17 protein-coding genes are annotated in these 22,460 nt (G+C 54.1%); 6 read left to right on the top strand and 11 right to left on the bottom strand.

The window, feature by feature from the left end:
• Positions 1 to 105: 105 nt before the first annotated feature.
• The 9 genes from GAP13_RS05810 to GAP13_RS05850 form a co-directional block, all read right to left on the bottom strand.
• Positions 106 to 2,100 carry an ABC transporter ATP-binding protein gene (locus GAP13_RS05810; protein WP_241864298.1) on the bottom strand — a complete coding sequence of 665 codons (1,995 nt, stop codon included), beginning with the start codon at positions 2,098 to 2,100 and terminating at the stop codon, positions 106 to 108.
• Entirely contained in the window at positions 2,097 to 4,403 is a 2,307-nt protein-coding gene (locus GAP13_RS05815) for an ABC transporter ATP-binding protein (RefSeq protein ID WP_158907123.1), read from the bottom strand. The genes GAP13_RS05810 and GAP13_RS05815 overlap by 4 nt, the downstream gene beginning before the upstream one ends.
• A gap of 10 nt (positions 4,404 to 4,413) precedes the next feature.
• Positions 4,414 to 4,881 (bottom strand): MarR family winged helix-turn-helix transcriptional regulator, encoded by a 468-nt coding sequence (locus GAP13_RS05820; protein ID WP_158907125.1) that lies wholly within the window; start codon positions 4,879 to 4,881, stop codon positions 4,414 to 4,416.
• Between the two features lie 90 nt (positions 4,882 to 4,971).
• Positions 4,972 to 6,504 carry a beta-N-acetylhexosaminidase gene (locus GAP13_RS05825; protein ID WP_158907127.1) on the bottom strand — a complete coding sequence of 511 codons (1,533 nt, stop codon included), beginning with the start codon at positions 6,502 to 6,504 and terminating at the stop codon, positions 4,972 to 4,974.
• A gap of 12 nt (positions 6,505 to 6,516) precedes the next feature.
• On the bottom strand, positions 6,517 to 7,857 hold the full coding sequence (locus tag GAP13_RS05830; RefSeq protein WP_158907129.1) for a GH1 family beta-glucosidase: 1,341 nt from the start codon (positions 7,855 to 7,857) through the stop codon (positions 6,517 to 6,519).
• An 81-nt stretch (positions 7,858 to 7,938) separates the two neighbouring features.
• Complete coding sequence (locus GAP13_RS05835; RefSeq protein ID WP_158907131.1) at positions 7,939 to 8,799, bottom strand: carbohydrate ABC transporter permease; 861 nt, start codon at positions 8,797 to 8,799, stop codon at positions 7,939 to 7,941.
• Between the two features lie 3 nt (positions 8,800 to 8,802).
• Positions 8,803 to 9,927 carry a carbohydrate ABC transporter permease gene (locus GAP13_RS05840; RefSeq protein WP_158907133.1) on the bottom strand — a complete coding sequence of 375 codons (1,125 nt, stop codon included), beginning with the start codon at positions 9,925 to 9,927 and terminating at the stop codon, positions 8,803 to 8,805.
• 175 nt (positions 9,928 to 10,102) lie between these two features.
• Complete coding sequence (locus tag GAP13_RS05845; protein ID WP_158907135.1) at positions 10,103 to 11,407, bottom strand: ABC transporter substrate-binding protein; 1,305 nt, start codon at positions 11,405 to 11,407, stop codon at positions 10,103 to 10,105.
• A 62-nt stretch (positions 11,408 to 11,469) separates the two neighbouring features.
• Positions 11,470 to 12,621 carry an ROK family transcriptional regulator gene (locus tag GAP13_RS05850; protein ID WP_158907137.1) on the bottom strand — a complete coding sequence of 384 codons (1,152 nt, stop codon included), beginning with the start codon at positions 12,619 to 12,621 and terminating at the stop codon, positions 11,470 to 11,472.
• Between the two features lie 127 nt (positions 12,622 to 12,748).
• On the opposite strand from GAP13_RS05850, the gene GAP13_RS05855 reads away from it, so the two are divergent.
• Positions 12,749 to 15,355: a glycoside hydrolase family 2 protein gene (locus tag GAP13_RS05855; protein ID WP_158907139.1), complete on the top strand. Its 2,607-nt coding sequence runs from the start codon at positions 12,749 to 12,751 to the stop codon at positions 15,353 to 15,355.
• On the opposite strand, the gene GAP13_RS05860 is transcribed toward GAP13_RS05855, so the two are convergent.
• A complete protein-coding gene (locus GAP13_RS05860; RefSeq protein WP_241864299.1) occupies positions 15,332 to 16,783 on the bottom strand; it encodes an MATE family efflux transporter in 1,452 nt (483 codons plus the stop codon). The genes GAP13_RS05855 and GAP13_RS05860 overlap by 24 nt on opposite strands.
• 191 nt (positions 16,784 to 16,974) lie before the next feature.
• On the opposite strand from GAP13_RS05860, the gene trxA reads away from it, so the two are divergent.
• On the top strand, positions 16,975 to 17,298 hold the full coding sequence (gene trxA / locus GAP13_RS05865; RefSeq protein WP_158907141.1) for a thioredoxin: 324 nt from the start codon (positions 16,975 to 16,977) through the stop codon (positions 17,296 to 17,298).
• 17 nt (positions 17,299 to 17,315) lie between these two features.
• On the opposite strand, the gene GAP13_RS05870 is transcribed toward trxA, so the two are convergent.
• Positions 17,316 to 18,359: a lipoprotein TP_1001-related protein gene (locus GAP13_RS05870; protein ID WP_158907143.1), complete on the bottom strand. Its 1,044-nt coding sequence runs from the start codon at positions 18,357 to 18,359 to the stop codon at positions 17,316 to 17,318.
• A gap of 148 nt (positions 18,360 to 18,507) precedes the next feature.
• Between GAP13_RS05870 and GAP13_RS05875 the strand changes: the two genes are divergently transcribed.
• The 4 genes from GAP13_RS05875 (at position 18,508) to GAP13_RS05890 (ending at position 22,422) form a co-directional block, all read left to right on the top strand.
• Positions 18,508 to 19,377 carry a transketolase gene (locus GAP13_RS05875; protein ID WP_158907145.1) on the top strand — a complete coding sequence of 290 codons (870 nt, stop codon included), beginning with the start codon at positions 18,508 to 18,510 and terminating at the stop codon, positions 19,375 to 19,377.
• A gap of 41 nt (positions 19,378 to 19,418) precedes the next feature.
• On the top strand, positions 19,419 to 20,363 hold the full coding sequence (locus GAP13_RS05880) for a transketolase family protein (RefSeq protein ID WP_158907147.1): 945 nt from the start codon (positions 19,419 to 19,421) through the stop codon (positions 20,361 to 20,363).
• Between the two features lie 80 nt (positions 20,364 to 20,443).
• Positions 20,444 to 20,932 (top strand): RpiB/LacA/LacB family sugar-phosphate isomerase, encoded by a 489-nt coding sequence (locus tag GAP13_RS05885; protein ID WP_158907149.1) that lies wholly within the window; start codon positions 20,444 to 20,446, stop codon positions 20,930 to 20,932.
• Positions 20,929 to 22,422 (top strand): aldehyde dehydrogenase family protein, encoded by a 1,494-nt coding sequence (locus GAP13_RS05890; protein ID WP_158907151.1) that lies wholly within the window; start codon positions 20,929 to 20,931, stop codon positions 22,420 to 22,422. Before GAP13_RS05885 ends, GAP13_RS05890 begins: the two co-directional genes overlap by 4 nt.
• Positions 22,423 to 22,460: the final 38 nt, after the last annotated feature.

Below are 22,460 nucleotides of genomic sequence, written 5' to 3' on the forward strand. Positions count from 1 at the left end.
CAGTAAATCAGAAAAACGCGGTGCTATTTAGCGCCGCGTTTTTTGTTCTATTTAAGCTTATACTTCAAACTCAAGCTTGCGAATCCATAATAAAGGAGGCGACGCTCACGAGCACGCCACCTGCGCCTCGCCCGTCTCATCAAACTGGCTGTTGTAGAGCTCGGCATAGAATCCACACTTGGCAAGGAGCTCTTCGTGGGTGCCCTGCTCTACGATATCTCCGTGGTCCATGACAAGAATGAGGTCAGCGTCGCGGATGGTCGAGAGCCGATGCGCGATCACAAAGCTGGTGCGCCCTTGCATGAGCGTGTTCATGGCTTTTTGAATCAGAAGCTCGGTGTGCGTGTCGACATTGCTCGTCGCCTCGTCGAGGATAAGCATGGGCGGATGCGCGAGCATGGCCCTCGCGATGGTCAGAAGCTGCTTCTGCCCTTGGGAAATATTGGTCGTTTCTTCATTCAGAACAAGGTTATAGCCCTCAGGGAAGGCGCGCACAAAGTGGTCGACATGCGCCGCTTTTGCCGATTCGACAAGTTCCTCTTCAGCTGCATCGTGCTTCCCGTATGCAATATTTTCTTTTACGGTTCCCGAGAACAGCCAGGTATCCTGCAGAACCATGCCGAACCATGAACGCACGACCGAGCGCGGCAGGTTCCGAATCGGTATTCCATCGACGAGAATCTCGCCACTGTCCGGTTCATAGAACCGCATGAGCAATTTGACAAGCGTCGTCTTGCCTGCACCTGTCGGGCCGACAATGGCGACCTTCTGCCCTGGCAGCACGGTCGCGCTGAAGTCCTTGATAATAGGCTCACCGGGCACATACCCAAAATGCACATGCCTAAATTCGACCTTGCCTTCGATGCGCGCGGGGACAAGCGTCGCAGATGCCTCGGAATCGGGGCTCTCTTCCTCTCTGGCCAAAAACTCGAAGATGCGCTCGGCGGCCGCCGCTGTCTGTTGCAGCACATTCGAGATATTCGCTACCTGTGTGATGGGCTGGGTGAACGAGCGCACATACTGCAAGAAAGCTTGTATATCGCCCACTGTCACCATCTTCTTCGCCGCAAGGTAGCCGCCGGATACCGCGACCGCGACATAGCCCAGATTGCCGACAAAATTCATAAGCGGCATCATGATGCTCGACAAAAACTGGCTTTTCCAGGCCGACTGGTACAGTGTCGAATTCAGCGAGTCGAAGGTCTTGATGGCCCTGGACTCGCCGCCATACGCCTTTACCACCGTATGCGCACCGAAATTTTCCTCGATATGCCCGTTCAGGTGTCCGAGATATTCTTGCTGTGTCTTGAAATACTTCTGGGAACGAATGACAATAAAGCGCACCAGCACGAGCGAAAGCGGAATCATCACCATTGCGACAAGCGTCATCTGCCAGCTTATGGTGAGCATCATCACGAGCGCGCCGATAAGCGTCATCACCGAGGTGATCATCTGCGAAAGGCTCTGGCTCAATGTCTGGTTGACGGTGTCGACATCGTTCGTCATGCGGGAGAGTATTTCTCCATGGTTGGTGTTGTCGAATGCGCGGAAGGGCATGCGATTGATCTTTGCAAGTATATCTTTCCGCAAATTATACGTGATTTTTATCGCGATGCCGGATACGACCCATCCCTGTATATATTGAAGAATTGCCGAGGACAGATACAGACCGAGTACCGTCAGCAAAATGCTTCCGATTTTGGCAAAATCGATATCGCCTGTGCGAGAGAGTTTTTTAACGACGCCATCGAACAGCGTCGTGGTCGCGGTGCCGAGGACTTTCGGTCCCATAATTCCAAGAATCGTTGCAATAGTCGCAAGAATCATGACCGCAAGTATTGCCCAGCGATACGGGCCTAGGTATGCGATGAGTTTTTTCATCGTGCCCTTGAAGTCCTTGGATTTCTCGCCGGGCATGAGAGCTCCGGGGCCGCCGCGCCCCATCATGGCGCCAGGGCGGATTTTGGCTGTTCCCTGGGTGGAGCTGGGGGCACTTGAGGGTGCGCCTCCCTTGGCTGGCTCCATGCCACTGTTGGCATGGCTGGTTTGGGCCGGGCTTGCAGACTTCTGTATATTTTCAGGTTTTTGTGTGCCGTTCATGCAAGTTCCTCCTGCTTGAGCTGCGAGAGTGCGATATCGAGATACACATCGCAGGTTTTCATAAGTTCTTCGTGCTTCCCGATTCCTACTACATGCCCATCATCGAGGACAATGATCTGTTCAGCATGGCGAATAGGAGCCACACGCTGGGAGACCAGGAAAACGGTGCTGTCCTTGGCGTAGGTCTTCAATGCCGCACGGATTGCCCGCTCGGTACGGTAATCGAGGGCAGAAAAACTCTCATCGAAAATGTAGACCGGCGCTCGGCGCACGAGCGCGCGGGCGATAGCGAGGCGCTGCCGCTGGCCGCCGGAAACATTCATGCCCCCTTGAGAAATCTGGCGCTCAAGCCCTTCCGGGCTTTCTTCAACCAGGCTCCATATCTGGGACAATTCAAGCGCTTCTTTGACTTCTTCTTCTGCCGCGCTGTCTTTTCCATAACGAACATTGTCTGCAATGCTGCCGCTGAAAAGCATGCTCTTCTGGGGCACGAAACCGATCGCGCCCCGCAAATCCGAAAGCGCCAGCGTTCTGATATCAGTACCATCAAGCAGGACAGCGCCTTCTGTTACGTCATACAGGCGCGGAATGAGGCTGACGAGCGTCGACTTGCCTGAACCTGTCGTGCCGATTATCGCCGTGGTTGTACCAGGCTTCGCGGTAAAGCTGATATCATGCAGGACATCTTCCTGCGCTCCCGGATAGCGGAAGCGGACATTGCGGAATTCAATTTCGCCGCGAGTCGGTTTCGGAAGCAGCTTTGGCGCTTCAGGATCCTTGATGCTCACCGGCGTATTGACAACTTCTGCGATGCGGTCGGCAGAGACGCTCGCTCGCGGCAGCATGATGAACATCATTGACATCATGAGGAATGCAAAGAAAATCTGCATCGAATACTGCATGAAAGCCATCATATCGCCGACGCGGATCGAACCGGCCGAGACTTCGTGGGATCCGACCCATATGATAGAAACGCTGACCACATTCATGATCACGGTCATAATGGGCATCAGTACGACCATGACGCGCGTCACATAGAGCATTGTGCTGGTCAAATCGCGGTTTGCCTTGTCAAAGCGCTGTACTTCATGGTCCTGCCGGTTAAATGCGCGAATGACCATCATGCCGGAAAGATTTTCGCGCACAACGAGATTGAGCCTGTCGACCAGCTTCTGCACAGTGCGGAATCTCGGCACAACAAGGGCAAATACAAGACCAATAATGCCAATAAGCACGCCTACGGCTGCAGCGATAATCCACCACATTCCGGAGGCTTTCCCGAGCGCGCGTATGACACCCCCGATACCGATGATCGGCGCATAGAACAGCATCCGCGTGCCCATCATGATCATCATCTGAACCTGCGTCACGTCGTTCGTGGAACGCGTAATCAGCGATGCTGTGGAGAACGAATCGAACTCCGCAAGCGAAAAATCCTCAACCTTGGTAAAAACTGCCCGCCTGAGGTCGCGCGCTGTTCCTGCTGCCACTCTCGACCCCAAAAAGCCGACCATAATGGTTGAAGCCACGGAAATGAGTGTAATGATGAGCATTATCGCGCCAATGCTCAGGATGTATCCTGTTTGGAGGACTACTGTGTCGACGCCAAGCGCTTCAAATTCCTTCTGGAGTCCTCGAACAACGAGCTGCGATTTTGCGAGAGGGTCGAGGCTGTCGATCTGCGAAAGAATGGCTTGCGGACTGAGAGCCGCCGGGGCGCCTGAGGCCTGGCCGCTCGGCACTTGGCCGCTTGGCGCGGGCATGTTCGGCGCGGCTGCGCCTGGCACCGCGCCAGCCGAAGGCAATGTGCCTGCAGACGGTCCTGCGCTTGGCACCGCCCCTCCAAGTGCCCCAGCGCCACCCATCGCAGCCGCATTCGGCAGCTGCGACATCACCACAAGCTTTGGATATTCTGCAAGGAAGACCTGGCGCGCTGCATCGACAGCAGCCTTGTCCGAAAGATCCAGCGACATGACCGGCTCGGAGTTCGCGAGCGGCCATTTTTTCGAAAGCGTTTTGGCCTGATCCGAGCCGGGCGTTACGTGCGTATAGACCTTTTGAAGCGCTGCAAATTTCTCGCCTGCGCCTTCGGCCTGCAAAAGCCTGCCGAGCGCCTCGAAACTGCTTATGCGGATAACCTGCGGGAGATCCGGCTCGATGCCGCCCTGCTGAATACCGATATTGACAATTTTGGAAAGATAGTCAGGCAATGACAGGTCAGCATTCGCCTGAATAAACAAAAGCGCAATCACCAATACAATGCTGAGCCAATATGGTTTCAGATAACGGAATAACGTGCGCATTCAATTCTCCTTAGTGGCTGCTTGGGGTGTGCAGTGCGGTTTCAAGCTGCTCAGCTATCTGCGCAAACTGATTAAATAGGCCGGCTGCTTCTTTTGCTTTTTCTTCGCTGAGGCTGCTGCAAAAGTGTCCGATCCATTCCTGCCGCGCTTCAATACTGCGCTCGATAATCGTTTTTCCTTTCTGCGTGAGTAAAAGCCGCCGCACTCTTCGGTCATGGGGATCTTCCAGACGATCGACCAATCCAAGCTGTACGAGTTTATCCACCATCTGGCTCGCCGCAGCACCGCTCACGCCCAGCTCATCGCCAAGCTCGGTCACTGCACAGCGCTTATCGCCATTCAAGCGGAACAGCACCGCAATCTGCGGCATCGAAAGGCCTATCTCTGTGGCAAATGTAATAAAGCCTCTCATCGAGAGCCGCATTATCTGGCTGATCCATGCCTTCAGCGCGTTCTCGAGTTCACTATGTTCAGACATTGTTAGAGTCCTTAGAAGATAAGATGAATAAATAATAAAGAAAACTTATATTTTCGGCAAGTCCTCGGATTGGGCGCGCCATTCTCCCGCCTAGAAATACTTCCCCCTGCAGTACAGCACATCGAGCATATCGAGGCGCTGGGTATGGGTGGCGAGCCGCGTGCTGAAATCATTGAAATCGCGATTCTCGCGCGGACTCCAGAACACCTCCGAGAGCGCGCAGAGGCGCGGAAAGAGCATGTACTCAGCCTGTCTGCCAAAATACACAAGTTCGCTCCACAGGTTCGCCTGCCCGCCAAGGATGTGCGCCGCCTCTTCTTTACGGAGGCCATCGGGCACGGGATCGAAGTTGTAGGAATCCTTCAGCGTGCAGACGCCGAGATGGCCGGGCTCCTCAGGCACATCGAACTGCTTGTGATCGAGGTAGCAAGCCTTGGTCTGAGGGCACATGACGACATCATAGCCAAGCGAAGCTGCACGAACCCCAGGCTCAGCGCCCCGCCATGACATGATGAGCGTATCCTTTTGGATGCCGCCTTCCAGCACCTCATCCCAGCCGATCATCCGCTTGCCGCAGCGCGTAAGCATCTCAGCCATCCTGCCCATGAACCACGCCTGCAAGCGCTCGGGCTCGTACTGGCCGCCACCCTTGCGCATGCCAAGCACATCCATTCGCGATCTGCATGCCGGGCAAGAAAGCCATCGCGCTTTCGGGGCTTCGTCACCGCCCATGTGCACATATTCGCCGGGGAACATCGCGCAAACCTCTTCAAGCACCTCGTCTATAAAGGCCAACACGCGATCATTCCCTGCACACAAAATATCTTCGAAAATGCCGTAGTGGTCTTCAGGCTTGAAGAGGACCGAGGGATCGCTCGCGCCCCTGCATGAAAACTCGGGATGCGACGCAAGGAGCGCGGTCGAATGGCCTGGCGTCTCGATTTCCGGCACTACCATGATATGCCGCGCTGCTGCATATTCCACAACGCGCGCTACATCGGCTCTCGTATAAAAGCCGCCCTTTTCCCATTCGATCTCATACCGCATGTCCTGTCGGAATGCGCCTCGACCAGTCAGCTCGGGTTTCGAAGCAATTTCGAGTCGCCATGCCTGATCGTCAGTGAGATGCCAATGGAACACATTCAGCTTGTGCAGAGCGGCGAGATCGAGCAGTTTTTCTATAAATTCCACCCTGAAGAAATTGCGCGCACAGTCGAGCATGAATCCACGCCATGCAAAACGCGGCCAATCCTGAATCCGCAAGGATCGCAGCGCTCGGCTCTGCGAAAGCGCGAGCTGATACAGGCTTGACGCTCCTCGGACAATGCCAGCCGCATCCTTCGCTGCAATGCGAATCCCCTGCGGTGCTATGCCAAGTTCGTATTCTTCGGCCCGCTGCATTCCCGGATCGAGGCTGAGGCTGATCGAGGTCGCCGCGTTTGCCACAGGCGCCCTTGAGATACCAACCTGCCCGACTCCTTCAATTCCCGAAAGCCACTCGGCCAGTAGCGCCGCTTCTTTTTCCAGCCCCGCCGACACCTGAACACTCATCCCGGGACCTAGCTCAAAAACCCCTTCCTTCGCCTCGCAGAGCACAGGAATCGGAACAAGATCGCACCCCATGGGCACCCCCATCTAAAGCCCAAAGCCCGCAATCGCGTCGCGATAGTAATAAAAACTGAGCTTGGGCCGCCGCGCCTTGGTAATATGATCGATGCTCACCAAGCCAAATTTGCGCGTATATCCGAATGACCACTCGAAATTGTCCATGAGGCTCCAGACAAAATAGCCTTTCAGCGGCACCTCGTCAGCGATTACCTGCCGGCATGCTGCAAGATGCTCTCTCAGGTATTCGATTCTGTCATAATCGCGAATCACACCATCGGGCGAAGGCGCATCTGCAAAGGCCGCCCCGTTTTCTGTCACATACAGTACTTTTGCCGGCCAGTTCCTCGCTATATGCATTAAAATGCGGCGCAAACCCTGCGCTTCGATATCCCACCCCATCTCGGTTTTTCTTTGCCAGGTAGGCACATATTCAAAGCCATACGGATTTTCTTCGCTTAGCAGCGCTGCGCGCACTGCATCCTCGTTATAGTAATTCACCCCGATAAAATCGATCGGCGCGGCAATAATGTCCATGTCGCCGGGCTCGATGGGCATCTGGCTCCCAAAGTGCTGCATGAAAAGCTCGGGGTAGCCCCGCCCGAACACAGGATCGAGCCATAGCGATGTCCGTTCGATCGACGCACGCTCCGATGCTTCGACATCCTCCGGTCTCAGAGTCGCTGGCCTCGGCTTTGCCGCATTGATGACGAGGCCATATTCGCCTTTGAATCCGCCCTCGCGGTATGCTCTCGCCGCAAGTCCATGTGCCAAAAGAAGATGGTGCACTGCCCTGCTTGTCTTCTCCCTGTCGCGCAAGCCAGGCGCATGCTCGCCGGTAAGGTGCCCCAGAAACGCAGCGCACCAAGGCTCGTTCATGCTTGTCCAGTGCTCGACCCGATCTCCGATGGCCTTGTACATGATCCGGGCGTATTCCTCGAAACGGAACGCAGTGTCGCGATTTCGCCAGCCGCCGGCATCTTCGAGGGCCTGTGGAAGATCCCAGTGGAACAGTTCAAGCCAGGGCTCGATGCCAGCCTCCCGCAAGCCATCGACAAGCCGCGAATAGTAATCGAGTCCTTTCTGGTTGGGCTTGCCCTTGCCATCAGGCTGAATCCGCGTCCACGAAACCGAAAAGCGATACGCACCCGCATTCAACTCTTTGAGCAGCGCGACATCCTCTCTCCACCGATGGTACGAATCGCAGGCGATATCCCCTGTGTGCCCCTGAACCACCTTCCCGGGCGTATGCGAAAATGTATCCCATATCGAAGGCCCGCGCCCATCTTCGCTCGCTGCGCCCTCGATTTGATAGCTCGATGTAGAACAACCCCAGACAAAATCCTCAGGAAATCCGTCCTGCCGCTTCATGCAATGCTCCTTTCAGCCTTTATGGCGCCCGCGGCCTCACTGCAATCGCGCTGCGCCCCAATTCAATCTGAAGCCTATTGCTCAACCCTTTATCGCGCCCGCCGCCACGCCCTTCGTAATCTGCTTGCGGAAAATCATATAGAATACCAGCATCGGCACCATCCCGATGGTCAGCGCCGCAAACTGTTTCCCGTAATCAGTGGAGAGCGAGCCCGAAAACTTGTAGATGCCCAGCGGCAACGACTTGAGCTCGGTCTTGGACACCAGAATATTGATAAGCGCGAACTCGTTCCATAGCCCCGTAATGTTCAGCATCGCGAGCGTCGTTGCCACGGGCACGCTCATCGGCACAATTATCTTCAGAAAAATCGTAAAAAAACCTGCCCCATCGATGCGCGCCGACTCGACCACCGCACTCGGAATCGCCTTAATGTACTCCGTCGCAAGGTATATCCCGATAGGTAGCCCAGCCCCGATATACACAAGCAGCACCGCGAGCCTCGTATTATAAAGGCCAAGCAGATTCACCTCCAGAAACAGAGGGATCATCAGAGTCTGCGTCGTGAGCAGAATCCCGATGACAAAACTGTTGTAAATAAGCTTTGTCGCCCTCGACTTCAACTTCGCAAAGGCAAACCCCGCCATCAGCGAAAGAAAAATGATCCCCGCTGTCGCGCCCAGCGTGTAGAGCACCGAGTTCGGGAACAAAAGCCCGAAATCGCCCATTTTCCATGCTTCCACATAGTTCTGGAGTGTAGGCGCCCTGGGAAAAGCAAGCTGGCTCACCTGGAATTCCCTCGTGGTCTTGAACGAGTTCATGATAAGCCAGAAAATCGGGTACAAGGTCATCAGCGCAAAAAGGCTCATCACAATATACACAGCCCCCCGCCCCACGGCAGCGAGCGCTTTTTGCAACTTCGTTTCTTTGATCATCTCGGACATCGCTCATTCCTCCTTTCCGCCGTAGCGTTTTTCCACAGCCTTTGTGAGCACAATCAGCACTACGCTGATGAGGACCATAATGAGCGAAATCGCATTCGCAAGCGGAAAATTGGGCCTTCCCAGGAATGCGTTGTTGTACATATAAATAGAAAGAATTTCGGTGACCCGCGACGGTCCTCCGCCCGTCATCGCGAAGATAAGGGCGAAGCTCGACAGCGAGCCCGAAATCGCAAGTATCGCGGAATTGACAATCGTGCCCGACAGCGCAGGCAGAATGATGTAGCGCATGACCTGCCCCTCGTTTGCGCCGTCGATCCGCGCCGATTCGATGATCTGCGCATCGATTTTCTGCATATTTGCAAGAAAGAGAATGAGATACATGCCCGTGTACATCCACAGGATGACAAACAGAACTGGCAGCATCGCGATATCCGTTTTGGTCAGAAATGCAGGGCTCCATTTCTGCACAAAGAGATTGCTGAGCGCAGTGTAGATTTCTGAAATCGGCTGCCCATTGTACGATGCCAGCAAATCCCTTAGCTCCGGCACAGGGTCCGAAAACATTGCCTGCCCGGAAGGCCCGGCCAAGTGCAGTATTTTTTTGATGACATCATCCGAAAGCGAAAAGCCCCCGGCTCCATCAAAAATCGCCTTCAGCTGCCCCTGGAAACTGCTCGCATGAATGCTGTTCACTATTTCGGCAATAGGCCCGTGCGGCGAAAAAATCACTTGCCACAAAAGGCCAACCACAATCACCGAAATGATATTCGGCACATAGAGCACGCCCTGCCAGAAACTCGGCGCTCGTACTATTTTCGAGTAAATGAAATACGCGAATATAAAACCGAGCGGGAGCTGGCCGAACACAGAAATCAATACAATATACAAGTTATTTTTAAGCGCATTCCAGAACCACGGGTCGGTAAACACGCGGGCATACGCGGAAAATCCGGCGAATCCCCATTTTTCTCCCCCGAACATCTTGCCGCCCGAATAGTTCGAGACCGACAACATGATCGAAAGAATGATAGGGAATGCCATGACAAGAAGATAGAGAGCGAATGCCGGCATCACCATTGCCCAATATGCCCGCTTTTCTTCCAGATGTACTCTATTCAAATGCACCATAGCAACTCCAGAAATGGCCAGCGACTCATATACTGCGTTCCATTTTTTGCAGCGCTTATTAAAGCGCTTTTTTGCGGCGCCTTTGCAGCGCCTCGAGTTTTTCGTAAAACAAAACCAGGATGCCTGGCCGCACTTTTACGCGCGGCACAGCTGCATCCTGGCTCACAATTATTTATTATTTCTGGGAAGCTTTCCAGGTTTCGTACGCCTTCTGGACATCAGCAGCCACTTTTTCGGGAGTAGATGTGCCAAGGCCGATTGCGATGAGGCCATCATTCACGACATTGTACACAGCCGGGTCGAACATGCCATCGAACACATAGCAGGTTTTGGGATTCGCCGCATAGAACAGCGGAACCTTCGCAACGAGCGGCTCGACATTGGCTTTGACATTCTTGCGGGTTGGGACATAGGCGCCGGTGCTGTAGCGGATTGCCTGCACTTCGTCAGAGTACAGATACTTGATAAGCCGCACAGCTGCTTTTTCTTTCGCCGAACCAGCAGGAATCGATGCGGAAATTGCCCAGCCTGTGCCAGCGATTGCAGATAGCACGCCAGGATTCACTTCGCCGGGGATAGCCGGGAAAGGCAGCAGCGCAAAATCGCTCTCCTGTGCTGCTGGCGGAATGAGCGCTTTGCCGGATGCCTTGTCGGTAATGTAGGCACCCACTCTCCAGTCGCCATCGATGTAGATCGTTGCTTTGCCGGAGACGAAGAGTCCGGGGGCCTCGCCATAGCCGACCTGGTTGTCTTCGCGGGCAATAATGCCATCTTTGTAGAGGTTGTCGATCACCTTGAGCGAATCAACAAATGGCTTGTCGGTGAATTTTGCCTTTCCAGCGAGAATTGCATCCACGAAGGAGTTGCCCGCCATGCGCCCGAGCACTGTGGAGAAAAGGCAGGACTGCATCGGCCAGCCATCCTTGTCCGGAAGCATGATGACATTGATGCCTTTGGCTTTGAGTTTCGGCACCATTTTCTTGAGGTCATCGTAGGTCTTCGGCAGGTCGAATCCGTTGTCGGCAAGCAATTTCTTGTTCACATACATCACCGAGGTGTACGTAAACGACTGCGGCAGCATGGCCATATACTTGCCGAGCTGGTTGTTCGGATCGGTCGCTGCGCCGGAGAAATCCTTGAGGAAGTCCGGGCCGAGGAGCTTCGAAAGATCCTTTGCAAGCTTCTTCTCATGAATAACCGCGCTGCGGGCAGTCGGCCATACATAGAACACATCCGGCAGAGTTCCCGCTGCGGCATATGCCTGCAATTTCTGGTGATACGGCTCATTGAACAGCACTTCCATATTGAGCGTGATATCGGGATTCAGCTCCTGGAATCGCTTCCAGATTGCCACATCTTCCTGATACCCCGCCTGGTCTGCCTGCTGATAATTGAGCACATTCAGCGTGACTTTTTCCTGCGCCATAACACTGCCCAGTGCAATGATCAGCGCAAGGAACACAAACAATCCCTTTTTCATGAAAACCTCCTTGAATGGGCTTTTCAGCCCTTATTCCAAGACTATATGCAAGGCATTTCTGCCTATGCTCCAATCTGTTGGTCGAGATTTTTCAGTTCGACCGCAAGCCCGGGCATGCTCCGCTCTGCCATGAGCCGCTCGAATACCATGCCCGCCGCACCAAATGCAACCGCTTTATCGCCCAGGCTAGAATACCGGATTTCGACATCCTTGGGAGAAGGATACATCCAGTTTTCCTCGAGCCTGTGCCTCAGAATCGCCGGCAAATCGATATCGAGCGCTTCGATATCGCCCCCGATATACACATGCTGAAAATCCATCGTATTGATGAGCATTGCCATGTTGCGCGCGAGCTCATCGACAGTTCTATGCAAAAGGTTCTTGTCGCCTCTGAGGCACATAAGTTCTTCGCGGCTCAGCGAGAATTGCAGCTCGCCTGGCCCATCACAAAAGGCGCTTCGGAATTCCCCTGAATATCCATGGGCTCCCGTATGCACCCTCCCTCCGAGCACAACACCGAACCCAACACCAATACCTCCATATCGAATGAGCGATGTTTCATCCTGACGGTACTCAACCAGCGCGAACAGAAAATCCTTGAGTTCTTCATCTCTATTGAAGGCAAGCTCGCCCCAGGCGCAGCAATTCGCATCGTTCTCTATAAAAGCGGGAGCCTTCAGTTTCCCTGCAATGGCTTTGGCAAAATCCAGGGTTTTTTGAATCCCGAGCGGAACGGAATATTTGATTCGCCCTTTTTTCGAGTCTACCAAGCCAGCAGTGCCGACTCCGACACCCAAAAGCAGAGAATCGCTGCAGAACCGCTTCTGCATGGTATCGACGATATCAGCAACGGTTGCTGCAAAATTCTCCTGTGTGATACGCACTTCGCCTCGCGCTGTCTCGAGAATATCGCCTGCAAGATCGACAACCACCGCTTCAAAAAATCCAAGCTGGAGCTCGATTCCTATAAAGCGCCCATATTCCTTGTTCACGGCGAGGTAAATTGGCTTGCGGCCGCCTCTCGCGGATGCTTCTCCTTCTTCTTTTTCTTCGATGAGGCCATTTTCGAGCAAGTCTGCAACCTGCTTGGTGACGGTGGATTTGTCAAGCCCGAGTTTTTTGGCAAGATCGACGCGGCTTATGTTCGGGTTGCGCCAGATTGTGCGAAATATCCGCGTTGCGGTGCGCGTCCATTGATCACTGCGTGAAGACACATGCCAGCTCCTATTCAAGTTGGTTGGTTGGCCAGTTAGTTGGTTGATTTATTCAATCAATCATGGTATAGCATCACTATCTTGAGTTGTCAAGAAAAATCTTTCACAATCATCAGGGAGGCAGCGTGTGGAGATTATCAACCTTGCGGGGCAATGGCGGCTTGTCCGGCTCGCTGATGGAAGCGCGCGGCCGATGGAAGTGCCCGGCGATATTTATTCAGCTCTCATTCAATCAGGAGAGCTCAAGGATCCGTACTATGGCGAAAGCGAACTGAAAGCCCAGTGGCCGGGCAGAGAAGACTGGAAAATCGAGCGCAGCTTTACAATTCCGGAGCATTTCCTTCAGCTCGAAACAATCCGCTTGCAGGCAGATGTGATCGATACCATCAGCGAGGTGTATATCAACGGCAGCCTTGCGGGAACCAGCAACAACATGTTCCGCAGCTTCGAAGCCAACCCCAAACCTCTTCTGCATCCTGGCGAAAATTTCATTGCCGTGATCATCCGCTCCCCCGAACAAGCGGCCATCCGCGAAGCTGCCCGCCTTCACTACCCTATTCCTGCCTCGCTCTATCCTGTTTCATCGCCGCACCGCAACCTCATTCGCAAAGCGCAGTGCATGGCGGGATGGGACTGGGGCCCCTGCCTCATGACTGGCGGCATCTATGACAGCATCAAGCTGATCGCGACCGATGGGCCGGTGATCAAATATGTCCAGACACGCATGAAAGCGCTTGGACCTTTCCCCGCCACTGAAGAAGAGCCGGCATCCGGCCCCGATTTTTCACTTGACATCTTCGCCGATATCGAAGTCCCCGAAGAAATGGATATCGAAACAGAATTCTTTCTGGTCGGGCGCCACGTTTCCCATGACTGTCACCTTGTGTCGAACTATCATCTCGCGGCCGGCACGCATCGCATTTCAGCCACAATGCTGGTCAAGAAGCCTGACCTATGGTGGCCGAACGGGCATGGAAAGCCTGCGCTGTATGACCTTTATTTAAAAACGGGGTCTGACCCCCTTTCTGAAATTTCTGCTGAAGTGCATAAAAAGATCGGCTTCCGCGAGCTTCGCGTCGTATCCGAAGAAGACGACATCGGACGCAGTTTCAAATTCGTCGTCAATGGCAAAGAAATCTTTGCAAAAGGCGCAAACTGGATCCCCGCCGATGCCCTTCCCTCGCGCTGGACACGTGCGCGCATCGCAGGCCTTCTGGACTCAGCAGTAGAGGCGCATATGAATTGCCTGCGCGTGTGGGGCGGCGGCCGCTACGAAAGTGACGATTTTTACGAACTGTGCGATGAGCGCGGCATCATGATCTGGCAGGACTGCATGTTCTCTTGCGCGCTGTATCCATCGAGTCCCGAATTTCTTTCGAATGTCGAGGCTGAAATCACGCATCAGGTCAAGCGTCTTTCGGATCATCCAAGCATCGCTTTGTGGTGCGGAAACAACGAGGCACTCGGCGCTATCACATGGTACGAAGAATCGAAAAAAAATCCTGCGCGCTACATCGTCGACTACGATCGCCTCACAGAAGGCGTGCTGGGGCGGGTCATTCGCGCTCTCGATCCCGACCGCTGTTTCTGGCCATCAAGCCCGTCTGCTGGGCCTAATGACTTTTCCGATAACTGGCATTCGGATGAACGTGGCGACATGCATTTCTGGTCGGTCTGGCACGAGGGCAAGCCCTTCTCGGAATACCTCACTGTGCAACCGCGCTTCTGCTCGGAATTCGGCTTTCAGGCATTCCCTTCCATGCGTACGATCGAAAGCTTTGCACCGTCCGACGAACGAAATATCAGCGCCCCGGCACTGGAGGCGCATCAAAAACACCCCCGCGGCAACAGCCTTATTCTCGATACTATGCTGCGATATTTCCGCCTTCCGAAAGGATTCTGGGAGCTCGTTTATCTGTCGCAGGTCCAGCAGGCGATGGCGATCCGCACCGCCGTCGAATACTGGCGAAGCGCTATGCCGCGCTGCATGGGCACGTTGTATTGGCAGCTCAACGATGTCTGGCCGGCTGTAAGCTGGTCGAGCCTAAATTACGACGGTACGTGGAAACTTCTCCACTACGAAGCTAGGCGATTCTATGCGCCCGTCATCCTTGCGCTCTTTATAAAAGATGGCATTGCGCAGGCTCATATTGTCAGCGAAATCCCCGGAGAGCACACCGCAACCATTACTTTGCAGCTTCTTGATTTTCATGGGGAACCGCGCGGCGTACTGTGCACGAATAGCTCGACAATCACGAATCTCACGTCGCAGATAGTGTGGCACATGCCAGTTTCGGAACTGCCTTACAAACCAGAAGAAGCCTACATTGAGGCGGCGCTCGACGTTCCCGACCTCGGAATCAGTACTATTGCGATACTCTTCCTCACTGAACCAAAGCGCTGCAAGCTTGCGGATCCGGGCCTCGACGTGACGCTCGCGACCAATGAAAAAGGGCAAATCGAAGCCACTGTACACGCGTCAGAAGCCCCGGCTTTTTATGTTGCCCTTGAGCTTGAAGGACTACCAGGCCAATTCGAGGATGCCGGTTTCTATTGCAAAAAAGGAGCCCGAAAAAAAGTCGCATTTATCTCGGAAGAAACAGCCACGACGCGAAAGCATGCATCGATTGCGACGCAGCGGGCACACGCCGAAGCAAGCGCAATCAGCATGGCCAATGCCTCATTACAAGCCCGGCTTCGCGTATTCCATTTACAGAACAGCTTTGAACACTGAAGCGACAGTGAGATTGCGTACCCAGCGCTCTTTTGCAAGCCACCATCCGGCAACCAGCGCCTTGGGAATATCCGAAAGCTTCGCAATACCGAAAAGAGCGACAGGCCCCCAGCTCGTATACCGCGCGATGACAAAAGCCGCAGGAATAAAGAGAACATATGTCACCCCGACATCGACAAAAAGCCCCATCAGCGTATCGCCGCCAGCCCGCGACACACCGAATTGTGCATTGAGCAGGCACCACAAAGGCAAATAGATCGCAATCACGAAAATAATGCTGCGAGTGACAATGCGGGCCTGATCCGACAGGTTGCCAAAAACAAGCGGAACCACTGCAGTCGAAAGTGCGGCAAAGAGCCCCGCTGCAAGGCCGAAAAACACCGATCCTGCCATAATCCAGCGCGCCTTTGCCCTGCCTTCATCCAGCTTGCCCGCTCCAAGTGTCGATCCCACAATGACATTCGTTGCTGTGTGAATGGCTGGGAATACCAGGAAAAACAAATTTGCAACCGACCAGCCGGCAGCCATCCCAGCAACCGTTTCCGGTCCGCCACGCCGGTTATAGAGCGCGGTGATAATCGTTTCCGACACAACCCATGCAGTCTCCGAAAAGAACATCATCGCGGAGCGCGACAGCACATCAGCAAAAAACTTTCCGTTGATCCGGAATATGGTTTTCAGCCTGAACGCAAAGGCCGGTTTTCTTGCCTTGAGCATGACAATGAACGCAGTGATCTCAAGGCCGCGCGCAATCACGGTTGCAGTGGCGGCGCCTACAACTTCCAGGCGAGGCGCACCGAAGTTTCCGTAGATTAAAAACCAGTTGCCGATGGTATTTGCAATTGCCGCGGCTGTGGAGACAAGGAGTGGCACCTTTGGTTCTCCAATATCGCGGAACGAACTTCCGATAGCGCCTGACAACGCGATGGGAATAAACGAAAAAGAGACCGCCCGCATATAGCGAGCTCCTTCAGCGACAATCACCGCTCCCTGCGCGTTATTCGAAACCATAAGCGAGAGCAGCGCCTCAGGAGCCAACACACAAACCAGAAAATATGCTGTCGAAAGACCTGTCCCCATAACCAGCTTGAACCGGAATGCCTGGATCATGCCTTCTTGATTTTTTGCGCCCCGATGTTGGGAAAGGAAAATGCCTCCTGCTATCGTGACAACATTGATTATCACCATGAAAACGAAATTCACCTGATTTGCGATATTGACGCCGGCCATTTTGGCATCGCCGAGACCTGCCACCATAAAATTGTCCACAAGTGAAACAAGGCCGGTAATGAGGCTTTGCAGCATGACAGGAATTGCAAGGGCGAGCGCTTCGCGGTAAAACGTCCATGGGCCCAAAAGCGACAGCGATCGAGCAAACGGGCTGGCTGTTGTGTTCGGCATAGGCTTTTCTGTTTGTTTACCGATCATTGCATAGAATGCGATTCTACGCTAGCCTGCGGGCTGATTGCCGGACGAGGTCGCGGAAATCCTCGGGAATCCTTCTATTTGACGCATTTTGACGACGGCAGTATACTTTAGTCACTTGCAGGCCTCGAAGCGTTTGCCCTTAGAGAAAAAGCTTAAAGGGGCCATTCCACGAAAAGGAGTCTGAAATACATATGAGCGCTGAAGTTACATTGACCTCCGAAAATTTCAAGAAAGAAGTACTTGAATCAAAAATCCCCGTTCTCGTCGATTTTTGGGCCGAGTGGTGCATGCCATGCAAAATGATCGCTCCCAGCGTTGCCCAGATCGCTGAGTCATACAAAGACAGAATCAAAGTGGGAAAACTCAATGTCGATGAACAGAGCGATCTTGCATCCCAATATGGCATCATCTCCATCCCCACGCTTATTGTTTTCAAGGATGGCCAGGTCGCGCGCCAGAAAGTCGGCGCAATGCCGCGACACGAAATCGAAAAGCTTTTCCTCGATCTCATTTAGGGCATCGCATTACTTCTCTAATTTACAATCCCTGGGCTCTGGCTTCCGCTCTCCCCAATTCCCCATGCGCTCGCCCCATATGGTGATGTAGACGTGCGCACGAGGGGCCTGGAAGTTGAAGGCTTCCATAATAATGCATTTTCCCAAAGAGGCGGCACATCGAGCTTCCACAGCCCTGCATCCGCAAGTTCCCTCGCAAGAGCTATGAGCTTTGCCGACTCGAGTTTTCCGCTTTTTGAACTGTCTGCGTAAAAAATTCCGTCAATAGGTAGTGCCCCTTCTCTTTCATGCACCGTGATTGCGCCGCTTGCATCTGGCAAGCCTCCCGCATCTGACCAAAAATCCCTGCCTTGCGCTGTTGCATCGATCCCGCCTGAAAGCCCAAGCTCGCTGCCTGTTTCGTTCTTTTCTTCCGCCACCCCCTCAGGCGCCAGATGAAGGACAATTACTTCACCTGCCCGAACCTCACAGGCAGGAAAATCAAACCTCATTGTCTTAGTCGAACTCGCCCACTGCACATATATGCCGCCCAGATTGCCCGCTTTTTTTACAAGAAACTCAATATAGTCGCGATGGGGCGCCTTTTTCGAAGTATTCTTCGCAGTCTGTATTTCAGTAATGACCAGACCTGCCGGTCTGTCGTTGTACCCCTTGAACTGCACCTGCACTCTGGTGCTATTGCCGCACATGTCTTGCACAGTTCCTGCAAGTGTCACTACTTCGCCAGGCGACGGCTGAGGCTCGAATAGTACGCTCACCACATTCTCGGAACTCTCTGCCTGTGCGGCAAGCCTTTTCGGCTCGGCGGAAAAGCTGTCCTTGGGCACCCTGACCGGTTCATCAAATTCGAGAATAAACTCATACCCGCTCTCAAGCCTGGCATTTTTTACCATAGGCGGACGAATATCACCCAGCACGGCGCTTTCTATCGCGGGTGGCGAACAACCCGTCACAACCCACATTGCCAAGCCCATAACCAGTGCTCTGGTAAACAGGCGCGCCATACCTGCAGCTCTTTTCACTCTCACCCGCATCCTGCCCATTGCTCTTTCTTTCGACATTGAATCTCCCCTACTAGAAAGACGCATTGATATTTTGATACGCTTCAAATTTCATGCTTGTGAAAACGTTTTCAGTCGTATAAAATGCAGGTATCACAGAGTTAGGGGATTTACTTACTTTGTGAAAATAAATATCATGCGAGGTAGTATGAATACACACGAAATCCAGGCGCTTGAGCGCAAGGCCCGCGAAATCCGGGGCCTGACAATCGAAGAAATCGGGTATCTCGGCGTAGGGCATATCGGCGGAGCATTGTCGATCGTCGATCTGCTTGTTCTCCTCTACCACAAGCACATGAACATTAACCCGAAAGAACCGGGTTGGCCCGAGCGAGACATGCTCGTTCTCTCGAAAGGACACGCAGGCCCCGCGCTCTATGCGACACTCGCCGACAAAGGCTATTTCCCCCTCGATTGGCTTTTGACGCTCAACAAGGGCGGAACCAACCTGCCCAGTCACTGCGACCGCACAAAAACCCCCGGCATTGACATGACAACCGGCTCGCTCGGGCAAGGCCTCTCGGCTGCCGCCGGACTCGCGCTCGGCAGAGCCATGGACCGCAAACCCGGCTTTGTGTACTGCATTATCGGCGATGGCGAATCCAATGAAGGCCAAGTGTGGGAAGCTGCCATGTTTGCCGCACACCGCAAGCTTTCGAACCTCATTGCATTTGCTGACTGGAATGGCATGCAGATCGATGGACTCACCAAAGAAATTATCGATATGGACGATATCGTCGCAAAGTGGACCGCCTTCGGCTGGCATGCCCGGATGGTCGACGGTCATGATTTTGCTGCGATGGACAAGGCCATCGAAGAGGCAAAACGCCGTGCCGCGCCGGGCATTGAGCGGCCTTCGATGATCGTTCTCCGCACAATAAAAGGTAAGGGCGCCTCCTTCTGCGAAGGTCAGGTCACTAACCACAATATGAGTTACGGCATTCCGCAGACAAAAGAAGCGCTGGCAGCTCTTGGCGTACCGGCGCGCCTCATTCCGGAACTCGTTCATGGCGCATGAACGCAGTACTGCAGTCACTACTCAATTACAAGGAGATAGCTATGTCTGATCAAAAAGAAATGCGTGCTGTATATGCCGAAACACTTATTTCCCTCGTCGAGGAGGGCAAAGATATTGTCGTACTGGAAGCTGACCTCATGCGAGCCACCGGAACAACCGCCTTCGCAAAGAAATACCCCGATCGCGCCGTCAATGTCGGTGTCGCCGAGGCGAACCTCGTCGGCATAGCTTCAGGTCTCTCTGCCGCGGGAAAAGTCCCATTTGCCGCGACATTCGCGTGCTTCGCATCCCGCCGCGCATACGACCAGTTCTTTCTATCAGCCAATTATGCCCAGCTCAATGTAAAGCTCATTGGCACCGATCCGGGAGTAACCGCTGCCTTCAACGGCGGAACCCACATGCCATTCGAAGACCTCACCCTTATGCGCGTCATTCCGAGGCTCACTATCGCAGAGCCCTCCGACCCTATATCGCTCGCAGCGATCACACGCCTGGGCGCAAACCTCAAAGGCTCTTTCTACATGCGACTTCAACGGAAGCCTGCTCCCGTCATCTATCGCGAAAATGAATCGTTCTCAATCGGCAAGGCAAAAGTTCTGCGCGAAGGAGGCGATGTCACCCTGGTCGCATTAGGCACCGTCATGGTGAACGAAGCACTGAAAGCAGCCGACATGCTGGCCCAGGAAGGCATCAAAGCAACAATCATCGATGCCTTGTGGCTCTCGCCGCTCGATGAGGAGACAATTCTCGCCCATTCAGGCTGTGGATGCATTGTCACCTGTGAAAATCACAGAGTGACGGGTGGGCTCGGTTCTGCAGTCGCGGAAGTTATCGCGGAAAAAGCCCCTGGTGTGCGGCTTGCGCGAATCGGTGTTGCCGCGGATTTATTCGGCGAGGTTGGAACCCTTGATTGGCTTGCAGAGCGATTTGCGCTCACCGCCCCGCATATCGCAGACGCCGCGCGAACGCTCATCCAGCAAAAATGAGGCGAGCGGATATATGGCAAGGACGCCCCAAAAGATGAGCGCTCTTGTCCAAATTTCGTTTTTATAAGGAGAAATACCAAATGCCGGAGAAAATTGTCATTGCGATCGCAAGCGACCTTTCGGGCTTTCCCCTCAAGCGCGAAATCGTAAAGCACCTGCGTGAAAACCATCCAGAGCTCGAAGTGCTCGATTTCGGCATCGAGAGCGAAGATGCCCCCAAGCCCTACTACATCCAAGCACCGAAAGTCGCAAAGGCCATCCAGGACGGCCGCGCCCAGAAAGGCATCGCCATCTGCGGCACCGGCCAGGGCATGGCAATCGTCTGTAACAAGCACAAGGGCATCTACGCCTGTGTCGCAGATGACATCTTCTCTGGTGAGCGCGGCAGAATTATCAACAACGCCAACGTACTCACCATGGGCGGATGGATCACCGCTCCCTTCCTTGGCTGCCAGATTGTCGATGCATGGCTGTCGGTCGCATTCACCCAGAAAATGGAATTCAAAAAAGATTTCCTTACCAACGCATTTAACAATGTCCAGAAAATCGAAGAGGAGAATTTCAAATGAACGGGCAGAGCATATTATCAGAGCAGGCTTCATCAGAGCAGGCTTCAGCAGGGCAGACTTCATCGAGCGCGCCGAAAACCGACAGCGCCGACGGCCAGGCGTTTATCGCGGAGATAGTTGCCCGTGCCCGCGCAGCCCAGAAAATCGCCGCCACATGGAGCCAGGAGCGCGTCGATGAAGTATGCGTCGCCGTCGGCTGGTCCGTCTACAACGACGAAAATATCCGCAAACTCGCCGAACTCGCAGTCGCGGAAACCGGCATGGGCCGCGTCGAGGACAAAATCACCAAGCACAAGAACAAAGTGATGGGGGTCTTGCGCGACATCCGGGGAGTGCGCACGGTCGGACTAATGGAAGAAGACCCTGCCCGCGGCCTCAGAAAATATGCCAAACCTGTCGGCGTCGTCGGGGCTTTGGCGCCGGTCACGAACCCGACTGCTACCCCCGCTTCCAATGGCCTTTCGATCCTCAAGGGCGCCAACGCCGTCATCTTCGCTCCACATCCCAAGGCAAAAAAATCGACCACCCTCGCGTGCACCTTCATGCGCGAAGCCCTGCGCAAAGTCGGAGCTCCGGAGGACCTTGTCCAGGTCATAGAAGAGCCTTCCATAGAGCTCACCCAGGAGCTTATGCGCCAGGTGGACCTCATTGTGGCTACAGGCGGCAGCGCAATGGTCAAAGCAGCCTACTCTTCCGGAAAGCCTGCATATGGCGTAGGCCCCGGCAACGCTGTCCAGCTTCTGTGCGAGGACGCCGATCCTGAAGATGCTGCAAAAAAAATCGCCACATCCAAGAGCTTCGACAACGCGACCAGCTGTTCGAGCGAAAATTCCGCCGTTGTACACCGCGCAGTGTGGGACCGCTTCCTTGCCGGCCTCCAGAAAGAAGGCGGCTGGCTCTGCACCGCAGAACAGAAAAAAGCCCTGCGCCACTATCTTTGGGTTACCGGCAAGAACGGCCAGGAAAACCTCAACCCCGCCATCATCGCCCAGGATGCCGACAAAATCGCCCGCGGCGCTGGCTTCGACGTGACCAAAGGGACCCGTTTCCTCATCGTCCAGGGCGAACAGCCGATCGAATCTGACCGCTTCTTCTGGGAAAAGATCTCGCCCGTGCTCACGGTACTCCCCTGCGATTCATTCGAAGAAGGCCTAAGGTTTGTCGAACGCATCACCGACCTGTGCGGTACCGGCCACTCGTCCGGTATTTTCACCTTCCGGGAAGACTATATAGACCGGATGGGCTTATACATGCGTTCGAGCCGCATCATGGTCCGCCAGCCCATGGTTTCCGGCAATGGTGGCACCTTTTTCAACGGCATGCCCAGCACGGTCACCCTCGGCTGCGGCACATGGGGCAACAACATCACTACCGAAAACATCCACTGGAAACATTTCATCAACGTGACATGGCTTGCCATGCCGATAGAGCTGAACCGCCCGAAAGATGAGGATATTTTTGGTGACTATTGGAAACGCTTCGGAAAATAAACGAGCGGCCCGATCTGCCAGGCTGAAACCCATTCACC

This window comes from Rectinema subterraneum (assembly GCA_009768935.1).
In the GTDB taxonomy this organism is placed as follows: domain Bacteria; phylum Spirochaetota; class Spirochaetia; order Treponematales; family Rectinemataceae; genus Rectinema; species Rectinema subterraneum.

What these genes read in the sequence shown, in the direction of transcription:
- GAP13_RS05810 (WP_241864298.1), bottom strand. Translation starts at nt 2,100, where the DNA reads ATGAACGGCACACAAAAACCTGAAAATATACAGAAGTCTGCAAGCCCG.
- GAP13_RS05815 (WP_158907123.1), bottom strand. Translation starts at nt 4,403, where the DNA reads ATGCGCACGTTATTCCGTTATCTGAAACCATATTGGCTCAGCATTGTA.
- GAP13_RS05820 (WP_158907125.1), bottom strand. Translation starts at nt 4,881, where the DNA reads ATGTCTGAACATAGTGAACTCGAGAACGCGCTGAAGGCATGGATCAGC.
- GAP13_RS05825 (WP_158907127.1), bottom strand. Translation starts at nt 6,504, where the DNA reads ATGGGGTGCGATCTTGTTCCGATTCCTGTGCTCTGCGAGGCGAAGGAA.
- GAP13_RS05830 (WP_158907129.1), bottom strand. Translation starts at nt 7,857, where the DNA reads ATGAAGCGGCAGGACGGATTTCCTGAGGATTTTGTCTGGGGTTGTTCT.
- GAP13_RS05835 (WP_158907131.1), bottom strand. Translation starts at nt 8,799, where the DNA reads ATGTCCGAGATGATCAAAGAAACGAAGTTGCAAAAAGCGCTCGCTGCC.
- GAP13_RS05840 (WP_158907133.1), bottom strand. Translation starts at nt 9,927, where the DNA reads ATGGTGCATTTGAATAGAGTACATCTGGAAGAAAAGCGGGCATATTGG.
- GAP13_RS05845 (WP_158907135.1), bottom strand. Translation starts at nt 11,407, where the DNA reads ATGAAAAAGGGATTGTTTGTGTTCCTTGCGCTGATCATTGCACTGGGC.
- GAP13_RS05860 (WP_241864299.1), bottom strand. Translation starts at nt 16,783, where the DNA reads ATGATCGGTAAACAAACAGAAAAGCCTATGCCGAACACAACAGCCAGC.
- trxA (WP_158907141.1), top strand. Translation starts at nt 16,975, where the DNA reads ATGAGCGCTGAAGTTACATTGACCTCCGAAAATTTCAAGAAAGAAGTA.
- GAP13_RS05870 (WP_158907143.1), bottom strand. Translation starts at nt 18,359, where the DNA reads ATGTCGAAAGAAAGAGCAATGGGCAGGATGCGGGTGAGAGTGAAAAGA.
- GAP13_RS05875 (WP_158907145.1), top strand. Translation starts at nt 18,508, where the DNA reads ATGAATACACACGAAATCCAGGCGCTTGAGCGCAAGGCCCGCGAAATC.
- GAP13_RS05880 (WP_158907147.1), top strand. Translation starts at nt 19,419, where the DNA reads ATGTCTGATCAAAAAGAAATGCGTGCTGTATATGCCGAAACACTTATT.
- GAP13_RS05885 (WP_158907149.1), top strand. Translation starts at nt 20,444, where the DNA reads ATGCCGGAGAAAATTGTCATTGCGATCGCAAGCGACCTTTCGGGCTTT.
- GAP13_RS05890 (WP_158907151.1), top strand. Translation starts at nt 20,929, where the DNA reads ATGAACGGGCAGAGCATATTATCAGAGCAGGCTTCATCAGAGCAGGCT.